Origin of the sequence: Pantanalinema rosaneae CENA516 (assembly GCF_050753385.1) — a bacterium.
In the GTDB taxonomy this organism is placed as follows: Bacteria; Cyanobacteriota; Cyanobacteriia; order Leptolyngbyales; family Leptolyngbyaceae; genus Pantanalinema; species Pantanalinema rosaneae.
Genome location: NZ_JBLZFZ010000013.1, coordinates 40,469 through 62,217, shown reverse-complemented (window position 1 = coordinate 62,217; position 21,749 = coordinate 40,469). Strand labels below are relative to the sequence as shown.

19 protein-coding genes are annotated in these 21,749 nt (G+C 49.1%); 8 read left to right on the top strand and 11 right to left on the bottom strand.

Annotated elements, in window-relative coordinates:
• Positions 1-2: 2 nt before the first annotated feature.
• The 4 genes from ACN4EK_RS10000 to ACN4EK_RS09985 form a co-directional block, all read right to left on the bottom strand.
• Positions 3-644: a hypothetical protein gene (locus ACN4EK_RS10000; RefSeq protein ID WP_431657705.1), complete on the bottom strand. Its 642-nt coding sequence runs from the start codon at positions 642-644 to the stop codon at positions 3-5.
• Between the two features lie 43 nt (positions 645-687).
• Entirely contained in the window at positions 688-1,230 is a 543-nt protein-coding gene (locus ACN4EK_RS09995; RefSeq protein ID WP_431657704.1) for a hypothetical protein, read from the bottom strand.
• Between the two features lie 202 nt (positions 1,231-1,432).
• A complete protein-coding gene (locus tag ACN4EK_RS09990; RefSeq protein ID WP_431657703.1) occupies positions 1,433-2,389 on the bottom strand; it encodes an eCIS core domain-containing protein in 957 nt (318 codons plus the stop codon).
• A 230-nt stretch (positions 2,390-2,619) separates the two neighbouring features.
• Positions 2,620-3,456 (bottom strand): class I SAM-dependent methyltransferase, encoded by an 837-nt coding sequence (locus ACN4EK_RS09985; protein WP_431657702.1) that lies wholly within the window; start codon positions 3,454-3,456, stop codon positions 2,620-2,622.
• A 188-nt stretch (positions 3,457-3,644) separates the two neighbouring features.
• Here ACN4EK_RS09985 and ACN4EK_RS09980 point away from each other — a divergent pair, with 188 nt between their 5' ends.
• From ACN4EK_RS09980 to ACN4EK_RS09970, 3 genes are all read left to right on the top strand, one after another.
• Entirely contained in the window at positions 3,645-4,199 is a 555-nt protein-coding gene (locus ACN4EK_RS09980) for a GNAT family N-acetyltransferase (RefSeq protein ID WP_431657701.1), read from the top strand.
• A gap of 360 nt (positions 4,200-4,559) precedes the next feature.
• Positions 4,560-4,742: a CsbD family protein gene (locus ACN4EK_RS09975; RefSeq protein ID WP_431657700.1), complete on the top strand. Its 183-nt coding sequence runs from the start codon at positions 4,560-4,562 to the stop codon at positions 4,740-4,742.
• Positions 4,743-4,934: 192 nt separating this feature from the next.
• Positions 4,935-5,276, top strand: a complete 342-nt coding sequence (locus tag ACN4EK_RS09970; RefSeq protein WP_431657699.1) for a hypothetical protein — start codon at positions 4,935-4,937, stop codon at positions 5,274-5,276.
• Positions 5,277-5,357: 81 nt separating this feature from the next.
• Here ACN4EK_RS09970 and dacB read toward each other — a convergent pair whose 3' ends face one another.
• Positions 5,358-6,872, bottom strand: coding sequence for a D-alanyl-D-alanine carboxypeptidase/D-alanyl-D-alanine endopeptidase (gene dacB, locus ACN4EK_RS09965; RefSeq protein WP_431657698.1), 1,515 nt, complete (start codon positions 6,870-6,872; stop codon positions 5,358-5,360).
• A gap of 385 nt (positions 6,873-7,257) precedes the next feature.
• Here dacB and ACN4EK_RS09960 point away from each other — a divergent pair, with 385 nt between their 5' ends.
• Positions 7,258-9,102, top strand: a complete 1,845-nt coding sequence (locus ACN4EK_RS09960; RefSeq protein ID WP_431657697.1) for a GAF domain-containing protein — start codon at positions 7,258-7,260, stop codon at positions 9,100-9,102.
• Here the strand turns inward: ACN4EK_RS09960 and ACN4EK_RS09955 are convergent.
• Both ACN4EK_RS09955 and ACN4EK_RS09950 read right to left on the bottom strand, forming a co-directional pair.
• Entirely contained in the window at positions 9,085-9,651 is a 567-nt protein-coding gene (locus tag ACN4EK_RS09955; RefSeq protein WP_431657696.1) for a PAS domain-containing protein, read from the bottom strand. The two genes, ACN4EK_RS09960 and ACN4EK_RS09955, sit on opposite strands and share 18 nt — an antisense overlap.
• Before the next feature lie 202 nt (positions 9,652-9,853).
• Entirely contained in the window at positions 9,854-12,484 is a 2,631-nt protein-coding gene (locus ACN4EK_RS09950) for a PAS domain S-box protein (protein WP_431657695.1), read from the bottom strand.
• 219 nt (positions 12,485-12,703) lie between these two features.
• Here ACN4EK_RS09950 and ACN4EK_RS09945 point away from each other — a divergent pair, with 219 nt between their 5' ends.
• Positions 12,704-13,885 carry a tetratricopeptide repeat protein gene (locus ACN4EK_RS09945; protein ID WP_431657694.1) on the top strand — a complete coding sequence of 394 codons (1,182 nt, stop codon included), beginning with the start codon at positions 12,704-12,706 and terminating at the stop codon, positions 13,883-13,885.
• Between the two features lie 86 nt (positions 13,886-13,971).
• Here the strand turns inward: ACN4EK_RS09945 and ACN4EK_RS09940 are convergent, their stop codons facing one another.
• From ACN4EK_RS09940 to ACN4EK_RS09930, 3 genes are all read right to left on the bottom strand, one after another.
• Complete coding sequence (locus ACN4EK_RS09940; RefSeq protein WP_431657693.1) at positions 13,972-14,496, bottom strand: type III secretion system chaperone family protein; 525 nt, start codon at positions 14,494-14,496, stop codon at positions 13,972-13,974.
• A 41-nt stretch (positions 14,497-14,537) separates the two neighbouring features.
• Positions 14,538-17,096 (bottom strand): eCIS core domain-containing protein, encoded by a 2,559-nt coding sequence (locus ACN4EK_RS09935; RefSeq protein ID WP_431657692.1) that lies wholly within the window; start codon positions 17,094-17,096, stop codon positions 14,538-14,540.
• 362 nt (positions 17,097-17,458) lie between these two features.
• Positions 17,459-17,731: a hypothetical protein gene (locus tag ACN4EK_RS09930; protein WP_431657691.1), complete on the bottom strand. Its 273-nt coding sequence runs from the start codon at positions 17,729-17,731 to the stop codon at positions 17,459-17,461.
• A gap of 648 nt (positions 17,732-18,379) precedes the next feature.
• Here ACN4EK_RS09930 and ACN4EK_RS09925 point away from each other — a divergent pair.
• A complete protein-coding gene (locus ACN4EK_RS09925) occupies positions 18,380-19,594 on the top strand; it encodes a DNA cytosine methyltransferase (RefSeq protein ID WP_431657690.1) in 1,215 nt (404 codons plus the stop codon).
• Here the strand turns inward: ACN4EK_RS09925 and ACN4EK_RS09920 are convergent.
• Positions 19,591-20,556 (bottom strand): MDR/zinc-dependent alcohol dehydrogenase-like family protein, encoded by a 966-nt coding sequence (locus ACN4EK_RS09920; protein ID WP_431657689.1) that lies wholly within the window; start codon positions 20,554-20,556, stop codon positions 19,591-19,593. The genes ACN4EK_RS09925 and ACN4EK_RS09920 overlap by 4 nt on opposite strands.
• Before the next feature lie 318 nt (positions 20,557-20,874).
• Here ACN4EK_RS09920 and ACN4EK_RS09915 point away from each other — a divergent pair, with 318 nt between their 5' ends.
• A complete protein-coding gene (locus tag ACN4EK_RS09915) occupies positions 20,875-21,141 on the top strand; it encodes a hypothetical protein (protein WP_431657688.1) in 267 nt (88 codons plus the stop codon).
• Complete coding sequence (locus ACN4EK_RS09910; RefSeq protein ID WP_431657687.1) at positions 21,138-21,725, top strand: Uma2 family endonuclease; 588 nt, start codon at positions 21,138-21,140, stop codon at positions 21,723-21,725. Before ACN4EK_RS09915 ends, ACN4EK_RS09910 begins: the two co-directional genes overlap by 4 nt.
• Positions 21,726-21,749: the final 24 nt, after the last annotated feature.

Below are 21,749 nucleotides of genomic sequence, written 5' to 3'. Positions count from 1 at the left end.
TCCTAAATGCGTTTCCAGGCATAGAACAATGAAATCACCCAGTAAATCGGACGAGTCAGGGCAATCACGATCGGGTTAGAGAGAAATAACATCACACCCCAGGAGCGCAGGATGGCAAGAATCCGCCCCAGCTTCGTTCTCGGCATTCGATGCTGACCCAACGATCGCAGAGTTTTAGTGAGATTAGAAGAATGTTGCTTTAAATCCGGCGAGGTGGCATGGGAATGAGCATTCGCTACCATACTTTGGGATAAGGCTTTCTCCAGATCAGAAGTCCGTTCAATCAACGGCAAGACCAGATAGAACTGTCCGATCGGCTCCTCCAGTACCCGGATCGTATAGCCATTAAATCGACTTTTGCCTAATTCCCGTTGCCACACCGTCTTGGGTTGTTTCGCTAATTCCTGCCGGAGGGATTGCTCCTGAGCCGGAATGATTAGATACAACGTATCTTTCGTTTCCTGAAACACCACAAGCTGGATGTCCTGGAGTGCCGTATCCCCAAACTCTTGCCGCCATACTGTTTGGGGATCTGCGACTAAGACTTCCGCAAACGCTTGATCCTGGAGCGACTTGCTTAACAAACGCTCCTCTACATCAGCCCGAGTTAGCTCCCCGGACGATGTCTGAGTCGGTGAAATCATGAATATCCTCGTACAGGACGATCGCTTAATTCAGTTGGGCTAATCAACCACCCGCGCCACCGCCGCCACCACCCGCACCACCGCCACCGCCACCGCCTAAAATCCCGTTCAACAATTGCGGTAATAATTGTTGAATCATCGGCATAATCATGGGCAACAGCATGGCAATAAAGAATTGCACCGGTTGCTTACTTTGCTGAACGGGAGAAACCTCAGCTTTGGCTTGAGCACCATCCTCTTCCGATCCCTCTTCCTCCTGCCGTTGCAGAATTGCCGGAGCCGCTTCTGCCTTGGCTTGAGCGCTATCCTCTTCCGATCCTTCTTCCTCTTCCCGTTGAATGGCGATCTGCCCACCTTCAGCCTTGGCTTGCATCGTGGCGGGGGCTGGAGACGCGATCGCGACCCGTTCCAACGAATGACCAAACCGTTCTGCTCGACTGAGTTGATCCTTTAAATCCGGCGCACTATGTTCCTCATCTTCCTTGGGCTGCATCGGAGTAAAGGGACGCACCTGAAAGCCATCTCGCAGGGGAGGAGCCGATACCGGGGTAGGAGCTTGCTTTTGGGTATGCAACTGAGTAGACATGGGTGAATTCCTTATAAGAGTAAGGTTTGCGCTAGAAATCCGGCAGAAAGCGATGTCTAAAAACAGAACGTGCGATCGACAGATCGGTCAACCAACGGGATAGATCAGGCAGCACCTCCCCCGAGTACACCTTTGAGAATTGACGGCAGCAGTTTGTTGAATCATGGGCATCATCTTGGGCGACATCATCATGACAAAGGGATTAGTTATCCGCTCCACCGCTACCACCACCACCCGAATCACCGCCGCCGCCACCACCGCCACCGCCGCCGCCCATATCCGGGAACAGCATTTTGATAATGGGGGAGATTAGCTTACCAAGTAACATGCCCAGGAAGAAAAACTGTACCGGCTGCATACTGTTTTGCATCGGTTGCCGCCGTTTATCCGCCATTTGAGCCATAAAGCTGGCTCCTGGGACATGGGCTTGATCCCCCCGCGCTGCCTTCGCTCCCATCTCATCCGCTTCATGCTCTAGAGCAGGATCCGCATTAATCGGCGCTCCCTTGCTTTGGGTAGGAATGGGCACTCGTCCCGCCCGTTGCTGCACCACATGGGTCAGTTCATGCCCCAATAATGCCTGCCCTGAGGGGGTACTGGGGTTATATTGTCCAGGGGCAAAGTGAATCCGGTTGCCCTGGGTATAGGCTAACGCCCCTACGGATTTTGCCTGGGGACCTTCATGTACCCGCACATCCGAGAAACTGGTACCAAAGGACTTCTCCATTTTGGTTTGCACGTTTTTAGGGAGGGGATTCCCACTATCTTTAGGGGATAGGTCAGGCATAGGTGCCTGTTCAATCAGTTCCCGTAGACCATCATCCGACTTGGCTTGGACACCTCCCCGCATATCCGTTTCCATCTCTTCATCCCGCTTTTGTTCTTTCTCAACAATTTGCGGCTGGATAAAGAGATGGCTCGATTTTTGCAGGGGAGGTGCTGAAGACCCGTGGGGATGAACCTGAAGTTGGCTCAAGTTATGCCCAAACCGCTCTGCTCGACTGAGCTGAGTCTGGAGATCCCCGGTCTTGCGCAGAATGGCAGCACTCGTTGGTGGTGGTGATTGCACCTCAAACTGCCGCGATTTCAGGTCTCCATAACTGGAATCTGTGGTGCTAGAGACAGGCAGAGCTTTTTTTGTGTGCACCTGGGTGTTCATGCTAAACCCTCAAGAGAGTGGTGCGGACGTGCTGGATGAGTTGAGAATACTGAGCCTTCCAGCCAGGAGAATCCGTAGATCTAAGGATTCTTTCGGGTAGATTACAATTCTTCAATTGAGTCGGCTCATTTCAGATCAGGTGATTATCTCTCAGCCATCCTAATTCTAAGGCAACTCTACTGAGGATTAGACTTTGGTTTAATTCTCCCCCTCTAACAAAGATTTATTCTTCACGGCTTAATGAACGAGTAAATCATATAGCGTAATAGCCGCAAGTGACTAATTACCGCTAAAGCCGTGGTTTGGAATAATGCGGAGGCATCCGTTATTTGCAGATCCCCTCGCAACGTCCAGAGAAAGTCATAGGTGGGCAGCGTATTACCCGTAATATCCCGTTCTACCAGCAGTTTGAAACCAGTTGCCGCCCCGAGTTGCCGGTATCGAGCCGCCGTGTACTGCATATTAAAGTTGCCGTAGAATCCGGGGTTCGGTGAACTGGAGACTAGCCCAATGAAGGGGGAGAATCCATTAATGGGCACAAAATCCGATAGGGCTAACCGTCCACCGGGTTTCAGGACTCGCAACACTTCCTGAAAATATTGCTGCCGATCGGGAAAGTGAAAAATACATTCCACCGCTAACACCACATCAAACGATTGATCAGGAAAGGGTAACTCACAGGCATTGCCTTCGACAAACTCGATCGTGTTACTATCCCGAGCGATCACATTTTTCCGCGCCTGTGCCAGTTGCCGCCCATCAATATTCAGCCCAACCAGTTGCATTTGCGAAAACTGTTCATTCAAACTCGCGATCGTTCCGCCAAATCCACACCCGGTATCTAAGACCTTTAACCCATCTTGAACCTGGGCGGCTCCGTACACTTCCTGGGTGAGTTGCTCAGCCGCCTGCCGAAAGTCTGCCGGGGTATTCAGCGCTTGCCGGGGGTTTGCCCAATAGCCCCAATGCACGTGCCGTCCAAAGGCTAACTCGATCGCGGGATGATGGTGATCGAGTGATTCTAAAATGGCATCGAAATATGGCAGGTTGACAGCTTGATTTGTCATATAGCAGCCCTTCTATAACAGTCCTGAATCTTTGTGAAACAGGGTAGGGGCAATAAATTTCCCTATAATGACTGTACTGGATATCGTTGATCCAAAACGACAGTTTTCCTGGAATTCACCTGCTAACGCCAGATCTACAAAACTTTACTATGAGCTTTCATCAGAAAGTTACTGCAATCAATATGCAAATGTTGTTAGAAACAGATCGGCTCATTCTACGTCAGTTTACCGAAGACGATGTAGATAATTTGATTGCATTAAACAGTGATCCAGATGTGGTGCGGTTCACTGCCGATCGTGAGGTCGATCGTAGTGTGATTCAGACTCAAATCTTGCCTCAATGGTTCTCATTTTACGAAACCTATAACGGTTACGGGGTTTGGGCGGCGGTGGAAAAATCAAGCCAGACCTTCATTGGTTGGTTTATCTTTAGACCCGCCGTACATGCGGCGTATTTTGATCCTGCCCTGGCTGATCCGAATGACATTGAACTGGGATACCGCCTCCGCAAAAGTGCCTGGGGCAAAGGATATGCCACCGAGGGCGCTAAAGCTCTAATTTTCAAAGGGTTTTCTGAATTAGGAGCGCAGCGCATTGTTGCCCCGGCTCTAGCCGCCAATGTGGCTTCTATTCGAGTGTTAGAAAAATCGGGTTTACAGCTTCAACACCGATTTACCGATGCCAAGCTCGGGCTAGAGGTGGTGATATACGCCCTTAATATCCTAACGCCACCGGATCACTAAGCAGAGGAAAAGTAACGCTGGGCAGGGACTGAATCAAGCAGGCAACCAATGGGTTGGGTAAAGCGCTTTGAGTCGGGGCAGGACAGCATATCTGTGGGCATCGTCTGGGATTCAGCAATAGCTTTAACCTGAGTTTTGTGTCCTTCCTGTGATAGAGAACTAAACACTTCCAGTGGTAGACGACTATACAAGGCTTTCTGAATAAATTAATAGTTATCAGGCAATCTGATTTGAGAGTAACGGTTTAATTAGCTGAATAATAATCTGGATGCGATTGATCAAATCAGGATAAATCATCATTAACGTTGTTCTTTAATTAGATTGCCTTAATGGATTAATTATCAAAATTAGGAGAAAATCATGAGTATTGAAAATCGGGCAAAAGCCGTTGCTAAAAACATAGAAGGCAAAGCTCAGGAAGCCTTTGGTGAAGTGACTGGAAATCCTGAGGACAAGGCAGAAGGTAAGGCAAAACAAGTCGAATCTCAAGTGCGTCATCAAACCGAAAATATCAAAGATGATGTCAAAAGAGCGATCGACTAAAACCGTAGACTGAGTAATTTAGCTCAAAATTTAGCTGAAGTAGAGGCGTGGGTCTACTTCAGCTATTCATTTGTTTGTTCAGTGTTTACAGTCGATCGCAAGACGGATAGCGACTTTATTCCTCCAGGTGGAAGTTTATTTTTTCAACTCAGGGCATTCTGGTAGCAATGATAACGATTTCAGGAAAACATCATGACTAACGAACGAGTTTCTACAGATACTTATGATCGCGGTATTGTTCCGGCTGAAACTGCCGCTCGTAAAGAACGGGAAGGTGAAGAATTTAAGCATACTCCTGAAAAACAAGAAGATATTGACACCACGGGTGGCTTTACCGTTGATCGTGAAGGGTTGCTGAACAACTATGCGATCGAGCCAGAAATGTACTATGAAGAACCCGGTGATCTGAGGGCGAAGGAAGAAGCCGAAGCCGCCGCCAGAGCCGAAGAACTTTCGGACATTAATAACAATGATGAAACGGGTCAGTTGACGATGGAACAGGACGCTCGTGGTAAAGGTAGCGGGATCGTTTAACCGACTGTGTTTTCCCTTTATGCTCTAGTTAATCGTCTCCCCTCTGTGCCTGGTTAACAGCGATATAGAGGGGAGTTTTGTTTAACTACCACAGGCACGTAACCGAGCGATCGTCAGTACCATATCATCCATGTCTTTGCGCACATTGGCGGCTGAGTCGTTACTGTAGTTTGCGACAATACTTAAGACAACTGGGGGATAGTTCGGTGGAGTTAGATAGCCCGATAGCGCTACCACACCCCCGATCGTGCCTGTTTTAGCCTGTAAGCGCCCCTGCACCGGAGTGTTACGAAACCGATTCTTTAACGTGCCACTCACCCCCGCGACCGGTAAGGAGTTGCGGAAAATGGCGGCATGGGGAGATTGTGCCATTGCTTGCAGAGTTTGCACAAACGCTTCAGCACTCGCCCGGTTTCGAGCCGCTAACCCCGACCCATCAACCATGCTGTAGCGGTTAGGATTCACACCTAAGGGGGTCAAAATGGCTTTAATTGCCGCCGCCCCAGCCGTCGTAGCATCCTGATTACTCGGAGATTGGACTCTGCCAACGGTTTTTAATAACGCTTCAGCATAGACATTATTACTTTCTCGATTCGTCTCTTGCAGCAGTTGAGATAAGGGTGGGGAGGCGATCGCCGCTAATTCTGTTTCGCCGGGAGGAGCCGCACTGGCTTTGACTACGGTTGACTGGCTCACCTGAATATTCGCTTGACTCAAAGCATTGCGAAACTTTTGGATCAGGTAATTGCCAGGATTCGGAATCGATGCCGCGACCTGCTCCGAAGCCGCCCCCGCCCGCAATTGTCCTTCTACCGTCACCACCCAGCCACTACTGGCACGATAGGCATCCACATATTCTCCCTGACTGGCAGATACCGTCGTTGTCCGATTATTAATCCGCCAATCACTGGCATCCGTCGGATCATCCCATTGAATTCGTAATGGTTGTCCAACTCGCTGCGGAAATAATGTCAGCCCGATCGCATTTTGATTGAGCATCAAGCTATTCACAGGTGCTCCATAACCCGCCAGCGTATCACCGGCTTTCCAGTTAGGATTGACTGCCGCACCGCGAAAATAAGTATCATCACCAATCAATTGTCCAATCTGACGAATACCTTTTTGACTTAATTGCTGAACCAATGTAGTTAACTGCGACGTAGTTAAGCTGGGATCGCCTTGACCAATAATCCGTAGAGTGGTTAAATTAGCTCCGTTGCCTGTGCCAGTCACCACCGTTCGCAACCGATACTGAGGTCCTAGCTGCGTTAACGCCGCTGCCGTTGTGAATAGCTTATTATTTGAGGCTGGAATTAATTGGGTTGCAGCATTGCGGTTATACAGATTACTGCGATTTCCGGCTGCACCCTGAGTCTGCACCAAAATGCTCCACTGCACCGACGATCGCGTGGCAATCCGATTGAGAGCCGCCGGTAACTGAGCCGGACAAACTCCCGTCGCTGTCTGCGCGATCGCCTGGGGTGCGGCTAACGCTATATGCCCGAGGGCAAAACTGGTCGCTGACCAGAACACTAGGGGAGTGGTCAATCTAGCAGCGAGGGATTGGCTCTGAATCAACCTGAATAAATGCAGCATTGGGCTAATCTATTACGTCTCAAGACAGTTTAAACGATGGTTTTGCAAATCCCGGATGCTGGCGAATCAGTTCAGCCACGATCAAGACTAGCGATCACACATCCTGGGGGGTAAGACTATCTGAGACTCAAATCGATGGGCAATGTTCCATATTCAGAAAAGGCTAGCTGATGCCGTCGGACATGATTGCTATTGAAGTTTTACAAAGAGTACCTCAGCAAATGCCGATCCCTACTACTGTGTCTGAATATAAAGTGGTTCTGCCAGAACGGTTTCACGATGCGAGAAAAAAATCGTTGGTTTGCCGAATCCGTAAGTTCTACCTGATTGTTCCAAAATGCTTATGTGAAAATAGAGTAAAGCATGGCTTTCAGCCTCCAGCCGTATGAAAAGCAATCTGGTTGAGACAGAAGTTTACCATCGCAATCAGCAATTGCACCATCTGATTCAAGTCATTCAGCAACTCGCTGTTGCTCGGGATCTGGATACCATCATGGTGGCGGTACGGACTGCCGCGCGGCAATTAACCGGGGCTGACGGTGCTACCTTTGTGCTTCGCGATCAAGACCAATGCTACTATGCCGACGAAGATGCCATCAGTCCCCTGTGGAAAGGTGGGCGGTTTCCCATGAGCGCCTGCATTAGTGGTTGGGTCATGCTAAATCAGCAGCCTGCGGTCATTGAAGATATTTATGCCGATCCCCGCATTCCCGTCGATGCCTATCGCCCCACGTTCGTCCAGAGTTTGGCAATGGTGCCAATTCGTACCCGTGATCCGATCGGGGCAATTGGCAACTATTGGGCAACCCGCCATATCCCTACCCCACAAGAATTAGAGTTACTGCAAACCCTGGCAGACACAACCGCGATCGCCCTAGAGAATATTTACCTGTATGAAGCACAGGAACAACGCATCCAGGAGCGTACTGTTCAACTTCAGCAAGCATTAGACTTTGAAGCCTTGCTGAAACGCATTAGCGACAAGGTGCGTGATAGCCTGGATGAATGCCAAATTTTAGCAGCCGTTGTGCAAGAACTGGCTGAGGGATTGGGATCAATCCGATGTGACACGACGCTTTACAATTTGACACAGGCAACTGCCCAGGTTTGCTACGAGTATAGTCAAGCTAGAGTCGCTACGGCTTGTCAACCGCCCCTATTAATGGCTGAGTCGGCGGCATTATATGAGCAACTTTTACAGGGTAAAACTTTGCAATTTTGTGATTTACGCCAATCGTATAGCCCTCTTGAGATGGATGCTGCCACTGTCACGTTAGTCTGTCCGATCGTCGATGATCAACGGGTACTAGGTGATATTCGGTTATACCGCCCAGCTAGAGAAACGTTTACCGAACTGGAAGTCCGTCTAGTACAGCAAGTGACGAACCAGTGTGCGATCGCGCTGCGGCAAGCCCGGTTACATGAAGCGGTGCAGGTGCAGGTGCATGAGCTAGAACGGTTAAATCAACTGAAGGATGATTTTCTCAGTACGATTTCCCATGAGTTGCGATCGCCGATGGCAACCATTAGAATGGCGGCCAAAATGCTGAAAACGGTGCTGGGTGTAGGTAAATTTGACACTCAACTAGACTCACCTAAGGATATTGTTTTAAATTGGTTTAGCTTCTCTAAAGCCATGCACTATTTACAAATTTTGAATAACGAGTGCCAGCGAGAAATCAGTTTAATTAATAATCTGTTAGACTTTGTGCAATTTGAAGCGGAAGAGCCGTCGAGCATATTAACCGACGTGCTCCTACAGGAATCGCTCCCACAAATTATTGAGCCGTTCAAAGAACGTCTTCAGCAGCAACAACAACAGATTCAGATTAATATTCCCCCTGACTTACCCCCCTTAAGAACAGATATGGCGTTGTTAAACCGAGTTTTGACTGAACTGATTCAAAACGCTTGCAAATACACCCCAGCCGGGGAAACCATTGAGATTGCAGCCGTCGAAACTAACTCTGGCAGATTAGAGCCATCACCCCGATCGCCTACAATGCTGTTAACTGTCAGCAATTCTGGCGTGGAGATTTCTGAGCGCGATCGTGCCCATATTTTTGATAAGTTTTACCGCATTCCCAACAGCGATCCCTGGAAGTATGGTGGTACTGGGTTAGGGTTAGCGTTGGTCAAACGGTTAGTTGAACATATTGGTGGGGCGATCGAGGTTGCCAGTGGTCATCATCGCGTTTGTTTTACAGTGACGTTAACCAACCTGCAATAAACAACGGAGATCCGCCATCATTCGGGTGCGATCGATGACCGTAACATAATCCGATAAATGGGCAATCACATGGGCAATACAAGTTTGTGGCTGGTCTAAGGAGCGACTGTCGGTGATGTCCTGAATTATTCCTAATACCTGTAATGGTAAGCCATTTGACGCTTGGACAAAGACCGTCTCCTGGGAATGTAGGTGTCGCCAGATGCCGTCTGATCGCAGCATTCGATATTCCACCTTGATCACTTCCCCCGGAGTCAACGTGGTGAATTTTTGGAAATGAGCCGCCACCCGTTCCAAATCATCCGGATGAATGAGTTGAGCAAATCCCAGTTCCTCCTGCATAAGAGGATGGTTAGGCGCATAGCCCAATAGACTGGCGATCGATTGACTGGAACAAATATTGCATTGATCAACCAGGTCATAGATATAAATACAGCTAGGCGTTGAGCTACTCGACTGCTGCTGAAGATGGTCTAGAACTTCAATCACCTGCCACGGAGAGGCGACGGCAGCAGAGCTAACGTAAATACTTGAATCAGAATGCAGCATGGTTAATCTCCCCAGCCGTTGATAAGCAAATTTTGCGGAACTATCTCAAGCCTATTGATCTGTGCTTATTGTGGGGGATGAGTTGTAAAGGAACTGTGAGACTGCCTGTATCCTTCATAGATTATTTATCAAAGTAAGGACAAAGCAGTTGGACGAGCGACGCTGCGAGGATTGCATCAATTTTTATCCAGATGCTTCACCCTTACTTTGTTCTCTCGGGTTGTTGGGCAGGTAAATACACTTTAAATTGGCTACCATGACCAACCTGACTGAAGACCTGTAAAAAACCTCCATGTTTTTTAACAATCCCGAGAACGGTTGCCAACCCCAAGCCTGTGCCTCTACCCGGATCTTTAGTGGTAAAGAACGGATCAAAAATGCGATCGAGCAATTCTGGCGACATGCCGCTTCCGGTATCTGCCACGGTGATTAACACATAGTTACCAACCCGAGCGTCCAGGTTGAGTCGAGCAACCCGACTGTGGACGTAATGGTTTTCTACCGAAATTGTCAGGGTGCCGCCATCCGGCATGGCATCACGGGCATTGACACATAGATTCATTACCACTTGCTGGACTTGGGTGGGATCTGCCTCAATCAACCATAGATCCTGAGGAGGAATCGACGGATGAATGGCGATCGATTTAGGAAAGGTTTGCTCAATCACTTTCACCGTTTCTAAAAGCAGTTGCCTCACCTGTACGGTAATACACTTACCCTCTGTCCCACGGGTAAACGTCAGAATTTGCTGAATCAGTTCTGAGCCGTGTCGAGCGCTACCCTGAATGGTTTCTAAAATTTCCCGCGATCGCGGATCGAGATGGGAGAACTTCTGTGTCAGAATTTGGGACAACACCAGGATCGGGGTAAACACATTGTTCAGATCATGGGCAATGCCACTGGCTAACGTTCCCAAACTTTCCAGGCGTTGCGCCCGGTAAAATTGTGCCTCCAGTTGCCGTTTCTCCTCAAGGGCAACCTCTGCCTGTTTGCGCTCGGTGATATCAATCTGGGTACTGACATAACCAATGATTTTGCCAGTCGTCGATCGCATGGGGGCAGCATGAGCCGCTATCCATCGCACCTGATTTTGGGGCGTGAGTACGCGGAATTCACAGGCACATTCTTGCTGCTGCTGAAGCATCTTTTCCCATGCGGCGACAATCATCGGTCGGTCTTCCGGATGAATCGGTTGCATCCACCCATTTCCTAAACAATCGGCTGCTTGGAGTCCAGTCATGACTTGCCAGCGGGCATTGGCATACAGACAGATCCCATCAGCATTCATTTGTAAAATGCCAATCGGGGCAGAAGTGCTGAGCGATCGAAACCGTTCTTCACTCTCCTGAAGCGCATCCTGAATCCGTTGCCGTTCTAGCAATTCATGGCGGGTTTGTTGGTAGAGTTCCGATTGGTAAATCGCAATGCCAACCTGATTCGCCAGTTGCCGCAATAATTCGATCTCTTCCGGCTGCCATTGCCGTGGACTGGCACAATGATGGGCAATCAATAGACCCCATAATTGATCACTGTGCAGAATCGGGACTACAAGATTGGCTTGCACTTGGAAGTGGGCTAATAGTTCCACATAGCAGGGTTCAATTGCTTCGGTATGGAGGTTAGTAATGGTAGAAATACGCCCCTGACGATAGGGTTCAATATAGCGATCGCTGAAGCAAGGATCGGAGATGATGGTGGAGAGAATCGCTGTCCACGGGGCATCCACCGACTCCGTCACCACCTCACCCTGCCAATTCGATCGAAAGCGAAAGATAATCACCCGATCGGTCTGCAAGATGTGCCGGACTTGATCAACGGTGCGCTGTAAGACTTCATTAACATCCAACGTTTGCCGAATGGAATGAGTGATTTCAGCAATTAATTGTTCTCGGGCTAATTGTTGCTGTAACGCCATCTCGGCTTGTTTGCGATCGCTAATATCGCGCAAAATCGACAAATGGCGATGGGGGATAAAGTTGGCGACGGCGTTAAACTCGACATCTCGGACAGTGCCATCCCGCCGATATACCCGGTACTCTCCTGATAGCTGTCCCGACTGGAGGAAGGCAGTCCAGAGCTGGTCAAAGTCCAACGCTGGATCAGAGAAATCAGCTACCCTGAGCCCAATTAGCTCCTCTCTAGCAACTCCCAAGAGGGCACAGGCAGCCGGATTCACATCGGTATAATATCCGGCATCATCGGTAATCGCGATCGCATCGAGAGCATTGTCAAATAATCCCTGCCATTGGCTTTCTCGTTGGCGTAAATAGGCATTGGCTAACACGAGTTCTGCGGTTCGCCTTGCCACCCGTTGTTCCAACTCCTCCTGGGTCGCTTGCCATTGAGTTTGTGCCTGTGCTAATCCCTGTAAGGATTGCAAACCCTCTATCCATCTGATTGGATCGAAGGCTTGCAATAAACTTTTTTGAGTAATTAGTCCTACCGGGTTGCCCAATTCATCAATCACGGGCAGGTGGCGAATTTGATGCTGCCGCATTAACGATAAAGCGACTAAGGCTGGCGACCCGGTTGCAACTGGCAGGGCAATCACGGGTTGTGTCATCACCTCCGATACTGGGAGTGCGGTGTAATCCATTCGGTTTGCCATGAATCGTATAACATCATGGACAGTCAAGATCCCAACCAGATGAGATGGTTCTACCACCAACACACAACTGCTAATCCTGGGATCTCTAGCCTCTGACGTTAAATTTGTGGCTTCACCCATCAGGGCAATCACAGCCTGTAGGGTGGTATCTGCTTGCACGATCAGAGGAGAACGATCGAGCACCTGCTCTAACGTCGGCAAATCAACACGCGAAGAGGGCTGCATGATAAACTCGGGCTGGGGCAACGCTGGCGAGGAGGGGGGCAGGCAAAACAGGCTGAATCAACGGCTATATTTCAGATTTTAAATGGAATTACCAGGTCGTTGTATCAGTATTTTTTCTGTTAAAGCGAATAACTCCACAAAACTAGAGTTACGCTATCAGTGACTTTCTTCCCGGCTCAGTTTGGGAAACCCGGATCTTCACCTGTGCAAATCAACGCTATGAGTATGTGGACTCGAATTGTGGCAATCGGGGCGATCGTATTGTCACTCAGTCTTCTCTCCCCTACGATCGCGGGGGCTGAGCCGACTGAACTTCCAGCCAATTCTGTCAAAGTGACCCCTGTGCCCAATTCGCCATTAGATCCCTTCTGGGTGAAGCTGGAACGACTACGAGAAGATCGGCAACTCCAGGATTTGGTGGAAGATGACATTAATCGCAGTCTGGCAATTCGGGCCCAAATTCAAGCGGAGGTCGATCGCGCCTTTGGGCATACCACCACACTATTAAATGTGCTATTGGGTGTATTGACTGCTCTACCGATCCTCGCGGCTGTGAGCATCTGGTTTATTCGTCGCAGTGTGATTAACCAGATTATTGGGGAAACCAAACGGCAGATTCAGGAGGAAGTGGATCGCCAACTGGAAGCCGAAGTTGCCACCGAACTGAAGCAGCAGGCGGCTGCCTTCCAACAGCGAGTAGAACAACTCGAAGCGGAATTTCAAGCCCAACTGTCTCAATTAAAAAGTCTGTTCTCCGATGCTCAACGCGAGAAGGATCAGATTATTCAGGAATTAGCTCAGATTACCCCTTCTCCTATCCGTGATTCGGCCACCCCGGAAGCCAAGGAAAAAATTCACGCCCTGACCCGCCAATTAGAACAATTGAAATCGACTAATTCGCAATTGTCATTTACGGCTAATGATTATGTTGAACAGGGAAAAGCGCTTTATTTTGAGAATCGCTATGAGGATGCGATCGCTTGTTATGACAAGGCAATTCAGATGGAACCAGAGAATGCCAAAGCCTGGTTGAGCCGTGGAGCTATTCTTGCCAAACTGCAAAATTATGAGGCTGCGATCGCGGCCTACGATCGCACGATTCAACTGAAACCCGATAGCTCGGAAGCCTGGTTTGGGCGCGGCACTGTACTGGCGAAACTACAACGGTGGGATGAGGCGATCGTCGCCTATGACCAAGCCATTCAACTGAAACCTGATGCTTCCCTGGCATGGTTTGGTAAAGCTCGGTGTCAGGCACTCCAGGGACAGGGGGATTTGAGTTTAACTACCCTGCAACAGGCGATCCACCTGAATGGCGATCGGTGCAAGGAAATGGCGAAGACGGATCCAGCCTTTGATCTGCTGCGGGAACAAGCCACTTTCCAGGAATTAATCAGTTGAACAGTGATATTGATCCCAGCCGACTTTGGCAATTGGCATAACACGTCTCATAGATTCCAAACGTGCCAGTTAGATGATGAGTGTTTTTACTCACTCTCTAATTCCTTGAGCGCCGTTTGTAAATCGGTTTTTCCACTGGCAACAGCATCAATTAAGTCAACAAACATATCCTGGGTATACACAAACAAAAGTACCGTTTCGGTAATAGCAGCCTGATTCAATAATTCATCCTTAGGCGCAATATAAATGTATCGGTAGAATAACTCGTTATTGGGTTTGAGGTTATAGTGACCTAGCGCTAAAACCCCATTAATCGCCATTAATAGCTTTTCCAATGCGTCCCGGTAGTCGGGATTAAAGTCGCAGGGCACAGAGGTATAAAGTTGCAACAGGTTAATGGCTTCTAAATCCTCGTCTGAGGTAGGGATATAGGAGAAATTGATCGCCCGATCGCGCCCCTGTTTGTCCTTAGCGATCGCTGTCAGTAATACGTTAATCGGCACTTCGGGCGATCGCTCCACCAGTTTCGATTCCAGCCCAATCTCATCCATGTAACGTTTGAGAAAATCAAGTTCAGCCAAATTTCTGGCATGAGTGGCTTCGGAAATCATGAGTTGTACCGGATAAAGATTGACAACAAGCTTATACTAATTTACTCGCGCTGCTTCATCGACTCAATCAGCAGTTTCTTCTGGGCAGGAATATCACCATTCAGACGATACAGGGCATGGGGTTCGCATCCTGCGGCAATGATGTAATGCTCCACCCGTTGGTAGCTTTCAACAATGGTCGGCACATTCGGATCATGGGCAGGGAGTTTAGCAATCATCTGGAAGATGACTTCCGTATCTCTGACCCGTTTCGCATGTTTCTTATCCGAGGATTTTTCAGCATTAAATACCTTTTTGGTAATTTCCCAGGCTCCAGTTTGAGCCGCTCGATCGCGACCATACTGTTTCACCCGCCGCGTCACACTCATGCCCACTTCTGTACCCCCTGCCAGCATCTTGAGGGGAACTCCGGCAACGGCACCCTGTCCGGTCAAGGTGGCAATATCACCAGCGATCTTAGTCATTTCAATGCCGATCTGAATTCCGGCTCTGGTCTTCCGCTTCTTATTGATGTACTTCATCTCGCTGGCAAGTTCGTACTCGCGGATCCCATGCAGTTCTTGCTGTTCTTCTGGAGTAATCGTGTTCGCTGTTTCTTTGGTTTCTAACGCCAGCTTCCGGGCTTGCAGTTTAAGCAGATCAACTTTATTAGTCGTCTTGTCGGTCTTGGTAATGATGCCCGTCTTCCGGGTGTATTGGTACAAGTAGTCCTTGCCCGCACTCTTCTGCTTAAACTGCTGCCGCATGGCTTTCATCCGTTTACTACTGACATGCGACCAGAGAATGTTGTAAACCTTGACGGCGATCGTGGCACCACTGATGGCGATCGTTAAACCAGGAATCGTAGAGGCTAAGGCGGCATTCACCCCACCCTGGGCAATTTCCAAAAAGCCTTTCACCGATTTCACTACAGAAGCCGCAGTCTTCAACAAACCCAGGATCGTGTCCATCACACCCCGGAACACTTCCCCCTTACTCGCGCCCTCATCACTGGTGGCTTTTGTATACAGGTCGTAAATCGATTTCACGGTAAAGAAGGCTTCCTTCACCGAGGAGATGGCATCACCGACGGAGCCAGTCCATTTGCCAGCGATATCTGAATCGCCCACCCCTTTATCCTTACCACTGGATTTGGCGATCGAGTCAACCGCTTTTGTCCCCCCAGCGACTGTTTGACTGACACCACCAACTCCCGACAGCACCGCACCCGTCTTATCCATGCGGGACTCAGACTCCTTGTAGCTCTTGACGGCTTGCGCCATCGCCACTAGCCCACCCACCGTATCAGCTACACCGGCTGTGGCATCTAAGCGATTTTTATGACCACTAATACTTTCACTGGCATTCTCCTTATCCACCAGCAAGCTGCCCTGCCGTTGTTTCAAGTGCTCGGTATCCAACGCATTAGCCATCGGATCGGTGGTTTTGCCACCCGATAAATCCGTGACATCTGCCAGGTTATCCAGGGTTTGCCCTTCAGCCTCATGGACAGGAGCACCATCCCGCAGCGTATTCCCCCGAGCCGCCTCATCCGCGACTTCTCGCGCCCCCGTCACTCCCAACCCGGCAAACTTCACCTTATTCGCCCGAATAAAGCCTTCGTAAGTCGTTGTGCCTTGAGTTACTTTGGCTTTGAGCCACTGCCCAGTTGAATCGGGAGTCGCGTCATCCACATCTAATACAAACTTGTTGCCTTTCAGGTTCGGACCTATCTGTTTCTTCTCCAGAACCACATAGGCTCCAGTTGTAGCGGATCGCTGAAACTCCCGCAAATGGGTACTCTCCCCATGTACCACGCTGGCAGATTTACGTTGCAGTATTCCTGAAGTCGTCAGACGTTGCACCGATGGCACTACTGGTTGCGCTGACGATCGTCGCTGCACCGTAGAGCCATTTTGTTGCACGACATGGGTCAATTCATGGGCTAATAGTTCTTTCCCTGACCGTGTGTTGGGATTATATTCCCCTTGCTTGAAGAAAATATCTTGCTGGGTAGTAAATGCCCGGGAACCAAGGGAGCGGTTGAGCCGATGCGATTCTGCATCTGTATGGATCTTGACTCCACTGAAATCTGCCCCAAACGATCGCTCCAGAGGTTGCCGCACCGGATCGGACAAAGCATCCCCACTGCCCCTGGCTCCCGCGATCGCCCCTTCTAAGTGAGTATTCGCGGCTGGCGACGCTGCCTCTGTCTGGGTCTGGACTAAGGGTTGAATGGACTGGCTGGGAGGGATTGGCTCTGAATCAGACTGTCGCCGCTTTTTGCGAGGGGAAGCTTCAAATGATTCCAGGCGATCGACCACCTGAGCAGCGACCGCATCCGCCTCCTGTTCATAGTGATCCCCTGGTTCTCCCACCGTTAACTGCGGTTGGAGAGTCACTCTCTCTGCCCGATCTGCCGCATTGACAGCCACGTTTTCTAGAGTATGACCGTAGCGCTGGCTTCTGGTTAAGGCGGTTTGGAGTGTGCCTGACTGTCCTGACTCGGTAGCGGCTTTCGCTTGAGGCGTAAACGAGCGAGGTTGAAACTGGTCAGGCGGGGACTCGATATCAACACGCTGCTCTCGTCTCTTTTGAGTATAACTACGCAGTTTAGTCATGCGGCAGGTGGGGGTAGTGGGGGCGATCGCGCAAAAATTAAAGATTTCCCAGGTCCAGTCTACCCAATTCTGCCCAGAATCTCCTTCAGAAGTTTTACGGAATCTACGTCTTTTTACGGATGAAACTATCCGCTTCAGGAAAAACTGGCTTCTTCATCAGTTCCTTAGATTTGTCCTTTATCACTAACGTATGAGGATATGACTGGTTCAAATCTAAGTCTTATCTTCTCTCCGTCAATCGATCCCCTACTGCTTACCCAGTGGGGGATTTTTCATGATTCGGGGCAAACCCCAAAAAGCTCACTGCCCGATCGGACAATGAGCAGATGCTGTTACCTACTGGTCGCTCCTACAGAGTCGGATTACTCCGGCAAGGTACAAAACTCATCAACATGCAGCATAATTTCGCCATAATCAGGAATCCAGGCGAGCCAACTTTGCTCGGAACACTGACAGAGTAACCAGGCTTCATCGAAACTAAATGCCGTGGGAGGATTTAACAACTTAACCCAAGTAGACGGCTCAAACTGAGGGATAGCCGACATCAAGGGCGACTTTTCCCAGACAAACGCCGATCGGGCATGGGTAGGCGATGGCAAAAACTGATTCGCACCTGTATAAGCCTGGAGTGTCATAAGTTCATCCTGTGCAGTCGAAAAAACTGCGCCCGAATGAGATTGAGTCCTTCAATGTGGTGGTTCAGGCGCAGGATCAATTCTGTAGTTTATGCTACAAAATTACACGGGTGAACGGCCGCGATCGTCTTACTTCTTAACGATTTGTCGTTGGCAATGTTTTAATTTGGTGAGGAAATATAACAACTGGGGATCATTCTGGGAGAGTAAGGAGGGCAAACAGGTTGGCTTACGAACACAACAATCACACAGCATAATCAACGCATTCCTTGAACATACCTGCTGGGGAAGAAATGGGGGATTAAAAGACAGACCTGAACAAGCTTCAAACTAGAAACGGGTTCAGTCCCTGCTGAATATCTTGGCGGATTTCGACCCATTTGAGGTCGTGATTTGGTTAAAAGAAGGCTAAGATTCTCTCCCTAGATAGATGCCAGATCCCCCGATAGATCTATATACGCAGGGAAAGAAGCCATCCAGGAGTCGCGAAGGGCTTTAGCTGTCAACCAATCAGCTAAAGGACACGATCGCCCGCCGTGATCCAGTAACCGTCAGTCCTCAAACATGAAGTTGCTTAAAAATTTTGGTTGAAATTTATCTGGATTACCTGAACAGCAGTAGGGTAACGGATCTGATGCCCCTTGAAGTATGACTGTATCTGTGACGACGGCTCAACATCTTTCTTTCCAGGAACAGATAGCGATCGTAGATCGTTGTCTCACTGAACAACTGGATTTAAATCAAGAATTACATCGATTAGAACTGACCTACGATGACCTGAGCTATCGAATCCATCCACCGATCGCGACTAATTCACCCGCTTATCTGTCACTGCACCACTTTGATGCTCCTAAGCATGGAGTGCCGATCGTCAGTTTTTTTGCCGGAGCGGGAGGGCTAGATTTGGGATTCACTACCGCCGGATTTCAGCCTTTAGTCGCGATCGAGATTAATCCCCTCTGCTGCCAAACCCTACGCACAAACTATCCTGACTGGCAGATTATTGGGCCGCCAATCTATAGCGGTGATGTCCGCGATCGAGAGACTACGTCTACTTTGCTGCAAGCCATCCCCGGAATGACAATTCCGTTTGAGGGAGTATTCATTGGTGGACCGCCCTGCCAACCGTTTAGTGTAGCCGCCAATCAACGATTTGCAAAACAGGAAGAACAGTTCAAGCGAATTGGCTTTGATGATGACAAATTTGGTAGCCTGATATTTGATTTTATTTGGTATGTTGAGCAATTTAAGCCAAAAGTTTTTTTAATTGAAAATGTTCCCGGCTTATTAGACATTGATCATGGCAAACAAGTAGCTAAACTGTTATCTCATTTAATGTCTTTAGGATATACGATTACTCACCCCCAGATTCTCAATGCGGCTGACTACGGAGTGCCACAAAATCGCTATCGTTTGTTCATGATTGGATGGCGATCGGGTGCTAATTTCTTTACTTTCCCCTCTGCCTGTTCTTCACCGATTTCTTGTGGGCAAGCCCTGCAAGCCCCTGTCCAGGGGTTAACCAACCACATCACACGGGCACATCATGCAGCTTCTATTCGGCGCTATATGGAACTTGCCTGCGGCGACCGCGATCGGTTAGGACGGGTCGATCGACTACACCCTCACTTACCTGCAAAAACAGTCATTAGTGGAGGCAGCACTGGCGGTGGGCGATCGCACCTCCATCCTTTCATTCCCCGTACCCTATCTGTCCGCGAATCTGCTCGGTTGCAAACATTTCCAGACACCTTTGTATTTTGTGGAGCTTCCGCCCGTCAATTTACTCAGGTTGGCAATGCTGTTCCCCCACTATTGGCATTCCATTTAGCCTGCGCCATTTATACGCAGCTTTACGCTTAAAGTTCTGGATCGGCAATGTCTACTAAGACTTTCAACATCCCCCGTTGCCGCGCCTGATCAAACGCTTGCACCACCTTAGATAAGGGGTAACGCGCCTGAATCAACGGGAGAACATTGACTTGCCCGGTTTTCAGCAGTTCTAGCGCTGGAGCAAACGGTCCACAGCGGGAGCCAACTAGCGTAATTTCATCGACCACTAGCGCCGATGCATCGATCGTCAAGCGTCCAGCATAGGTACTCTTTAACACCAATGTACCGCGTGACCGTAAGGCACGATGGGCGATCGCAAACCCCTCTGGATTTCCCGTACATTCGACGGCTAAATCAAATGTCCGATCGCTGACTATATCCGCAAATCCCACTTGAATGCCTCGTTCCGCCAAATTAGCCAGTTTTTCCGTGTGACGACCTACTACCACTAAATCACACCCAGTTAACGCCAGAGTTTGCGCCACCAATTGCCCCAACTTGCCATCACCGACAACCAATACCCGATCAGTGGCTTGTACCCGCACCTGTTGCTGAATCTCTAACGCGGCGGCTAATGGTTCCGTAAACGTTGCCACATCTGTAGACACATGATCTGGAACCAAGTGCAAATTTGCGATCGGTAACGTCAGGTACTCTGCAAATGATCCATGACGATTAACAATGCCCAATACGGTGCGGTGCTCACAGTGAGTTGATTGCCCTTGTTGGCAAAACCGGCACTGTCCACAGATGGCATTAATCTCACCGACCACTCGCTGCCCTAGCAGGTGCGGTGGGCCTTGTTCCACAACCCCAACAAATTCATGCCCTGGAATCCCTCGGTAAGGATAATAGCCTTGTAGCAATTCCAGATCGGTATTACAAATCCCCGATCGTAATACCCGCACCAAACTCTCTCCGACTGGCACTTCTGGCACTGACACATCTGTACGAAATTGCAATTGCTTGTTCTCTAGCCAAAGCGCTTTCATCGTTTTAGTATCTATATCCCTACATCCAGTTAAACTTAATGTCCCCATCCCTTTCTACATCCAATTTTAATCAGACGCTCTCCGTCTGTCAGTAAACGAGGAATGATTGACCTCTAGCACTCCTAAGGAAGCAGTTGGAATTGTCTTCCCGGACAGATGGCAGGGCTGGGTATAGCCCTAGAGAATGGCATGATGCCTACTCAAATTCTGCCCTGATCAGACAGGCTACAAGGAGGTGATACAAACACGATGCTGGCAGGATTTAGGGTAGACCAACGGTACCCGATATGATTGAGATCAGACCTATGCCGGAAAAGGATGAGTAGTAATCATGAACCGCCGAACTATCCGTACAGCCTTGGCATTACTAGTAACCGTCGGGTCAACCTTTCCCGCCCTAGCCAGATCTGTTCCTGGACGAGGGGTGGTTATCCTATAGGCTACTTCCCAGACGATACGGTGCGAGTCTTTACCCTGTTTGACCCTAGCACAACCCAGGAAGAGATGTCACCGTATGTAAAAACAACGGAAACTCCTGATGGGAAGCATGTAATTTACCAGTGGGGATATACTTTTTCTCTATGACACAAGCACTAGAACAACACACCTATACCCTCGAAGAGTATCTGGAGTTTGAGGTTGCCTCTGAGGAACGGCATGAATATCGGAATGGGGAAGTAAGACGGATGACAGGCGGGACACCCAATCACAATGATATTACTGGTAATCTCTATATCCTGCTCAAGCTAGCTCTACGAGGAAAACCCTATCGCACGTTCTATACTGACCAGCGCCTCTGGATTCCCGATCGCAATCTCTATACCTATCCAGATGTCATGGTAATTGAGGAACCTTTACAGTTTCAGGCTGGTCGTAACGATACTCTTACCAACCCGATCGCGATCGCTGAAGTGCTATCTAAGTCAACTCAGGACTACGATCACGGCGAGAAGTTCTCAGCTTATCGATCGATTGAGACATTTGCAGAGTATCTATTGATTGCTCAGTACAGTATCCATGTGGAGCACTACGTTAAGACGGCGGCGCATCAATGGTTATTCACGGAGTACGACGATCCCAACATCACTTTGTCTCTCAGGACTATAGAGGTACAGATTCAGATTGCTGACCTCTATGAAGGAATTGAGTTTTTAATCTCTAAACAGTAGGCTGAACATAGCTCTAAGGACTAT

Excerpts from the sequence above, each read along its gene's own strand:
- ACN4EK_RS09925 (WP_431657690.1), top strand. The coding sequence starts at position 18,380 with ATGACTGTATCTGTGACGACGGCTCAACATCTTTCTTTCCAGGAACAG.
- ACN4EK_RS09985 (WP_431657702.1), bottom strand. The coding sequence starts at position 3,456 with ATGACAAATCAAGCTGTCAACCTGCCATATTTCGATGCCATTTTAGAA.
- ACN4EK_RS09940 (WP_431657693.1), bottom strand. The coding sequence starts at position 14,496 with ATGATTTCCGAAGCCACTCATGCCAGAAATTTGGCTGAACTTGATTTT.
- ACN4EK_RS09945 (WP_431657694.1), top strand. The coding sequence starts at position 12,704 with ATGAGTATGTGGACTCGAATTGTGGCAATCGGGGCGATCGTATTGTCA.
- ACN4EK_RS09950 (WP_431657695.1), bottom strand. The coding sequence starts at position 12,484 with ATGCAGCCCTCTTCGCGTGTTGATTTGCCGACGTTAGAGCAGGTGCTC.
- ACN4EK_RS09920 (WP_431657689.1), bottom strand. The coding sequence starts at position 20,556 with ATGAAAGCGCTTTGGCTAGAGAACAAGCAATTGCAATTTCGTACAGAT.
- ACN4EK_RS09935 (WP_431657692.1), bottom strand. The coding sequence starts at position 17,096 with ATGACTAAACTGCGTAGTTATACTCAAAAGAGACGAGAGCAGCGTGTT.
- dacB (WP_431657698.1), bottom strand. The coding sequence starts at position 6,872 with ATGCTGCATTTATTCAGGTTGATTCAGAGCCAATCCCTCGCTGCTAGA.
- ACN4EK_RS09915 (WP_431657688.1), top strand. The coding sequence starts at position 20,875 with ATGAGTAGTAATCATGAACCGCCGAACTATCCGTACAGCCTTGGCATT.
- ACN4EK_RS09955 (WP_431657696.1), bottom strand. The coding sequence starts at position 9,651 with ATGCTGCATTCTGATTCAAGTATTTACGTTAGCTCTGCTGCCGTCGCC.
- ACN4EK_RS09995 (WP_431657704.1), bottom strand. The coding sequence starts at position 1,230 with ATGTCTACTCAGTTGCATACCCAAAAGCAAGCTCCTACCCCGGTATCG.
- ACN4EK_RS09910 (WP_431657687.1), top strand. The coding sequence starts at position 21,138 with ATGACACAAGCACTAGAACAACACACCTATACCCTCGAAGAGTATCTG.
- ACN4EK_RS09930 (WP_431657691.1), bottom strand. The coding sequence starts at position 17,731 with ATGACACTCCAGGCTTATACAGGTGCGAATCAGTTTTTGCCATCGCCT.
- ACN4EK_RS10000 (WP_431657705.1), bottom strand. The coding sequence starts at position 644 with ATGATTTCACCGACTCAGACATCGTCCGGGGAGCTAACTCGGGCTGAT.
- ACN4EK_RS09990 (WP_431657703.1), bottom strand. The coding sequence starts at position 2,389 with ATGAACACCCAGGTGCACACAAAAAAAGCTCTGCCTGTCTCTAGCACC.
- ACN4EK_RS09975 (WP_431657700.1), top strand. The coding sequence starts at position 4,560 with ATGAGTATTGAAAATCGGGCAAAAGCCGTTGCTAAAAACATAGAAGGC.
- ACN4EK_RS09970 (WP_431657699.1), top strand. The coding sequence starts at position 4,935 with ATGACTAACGAACGAGTTTCTACAGATACTTATGATCGCGGTATTGTT.
- ACN4EK_RS09980 (WP_431657701.1), top strand. The coding sequence starts at position 3,645 with ATGTTGTTAGAAACAGATCGGCTCATTCTACGTCAGTTTACCGAAGAC.
- ACN4EK_RS09960 (WP_431657697.1), top strand. The coding sequence starts at position 7,258 with ATGAAAAGCAATCTGGTTGAGACAGAAGTTTACCATCGCAATCAGCAA.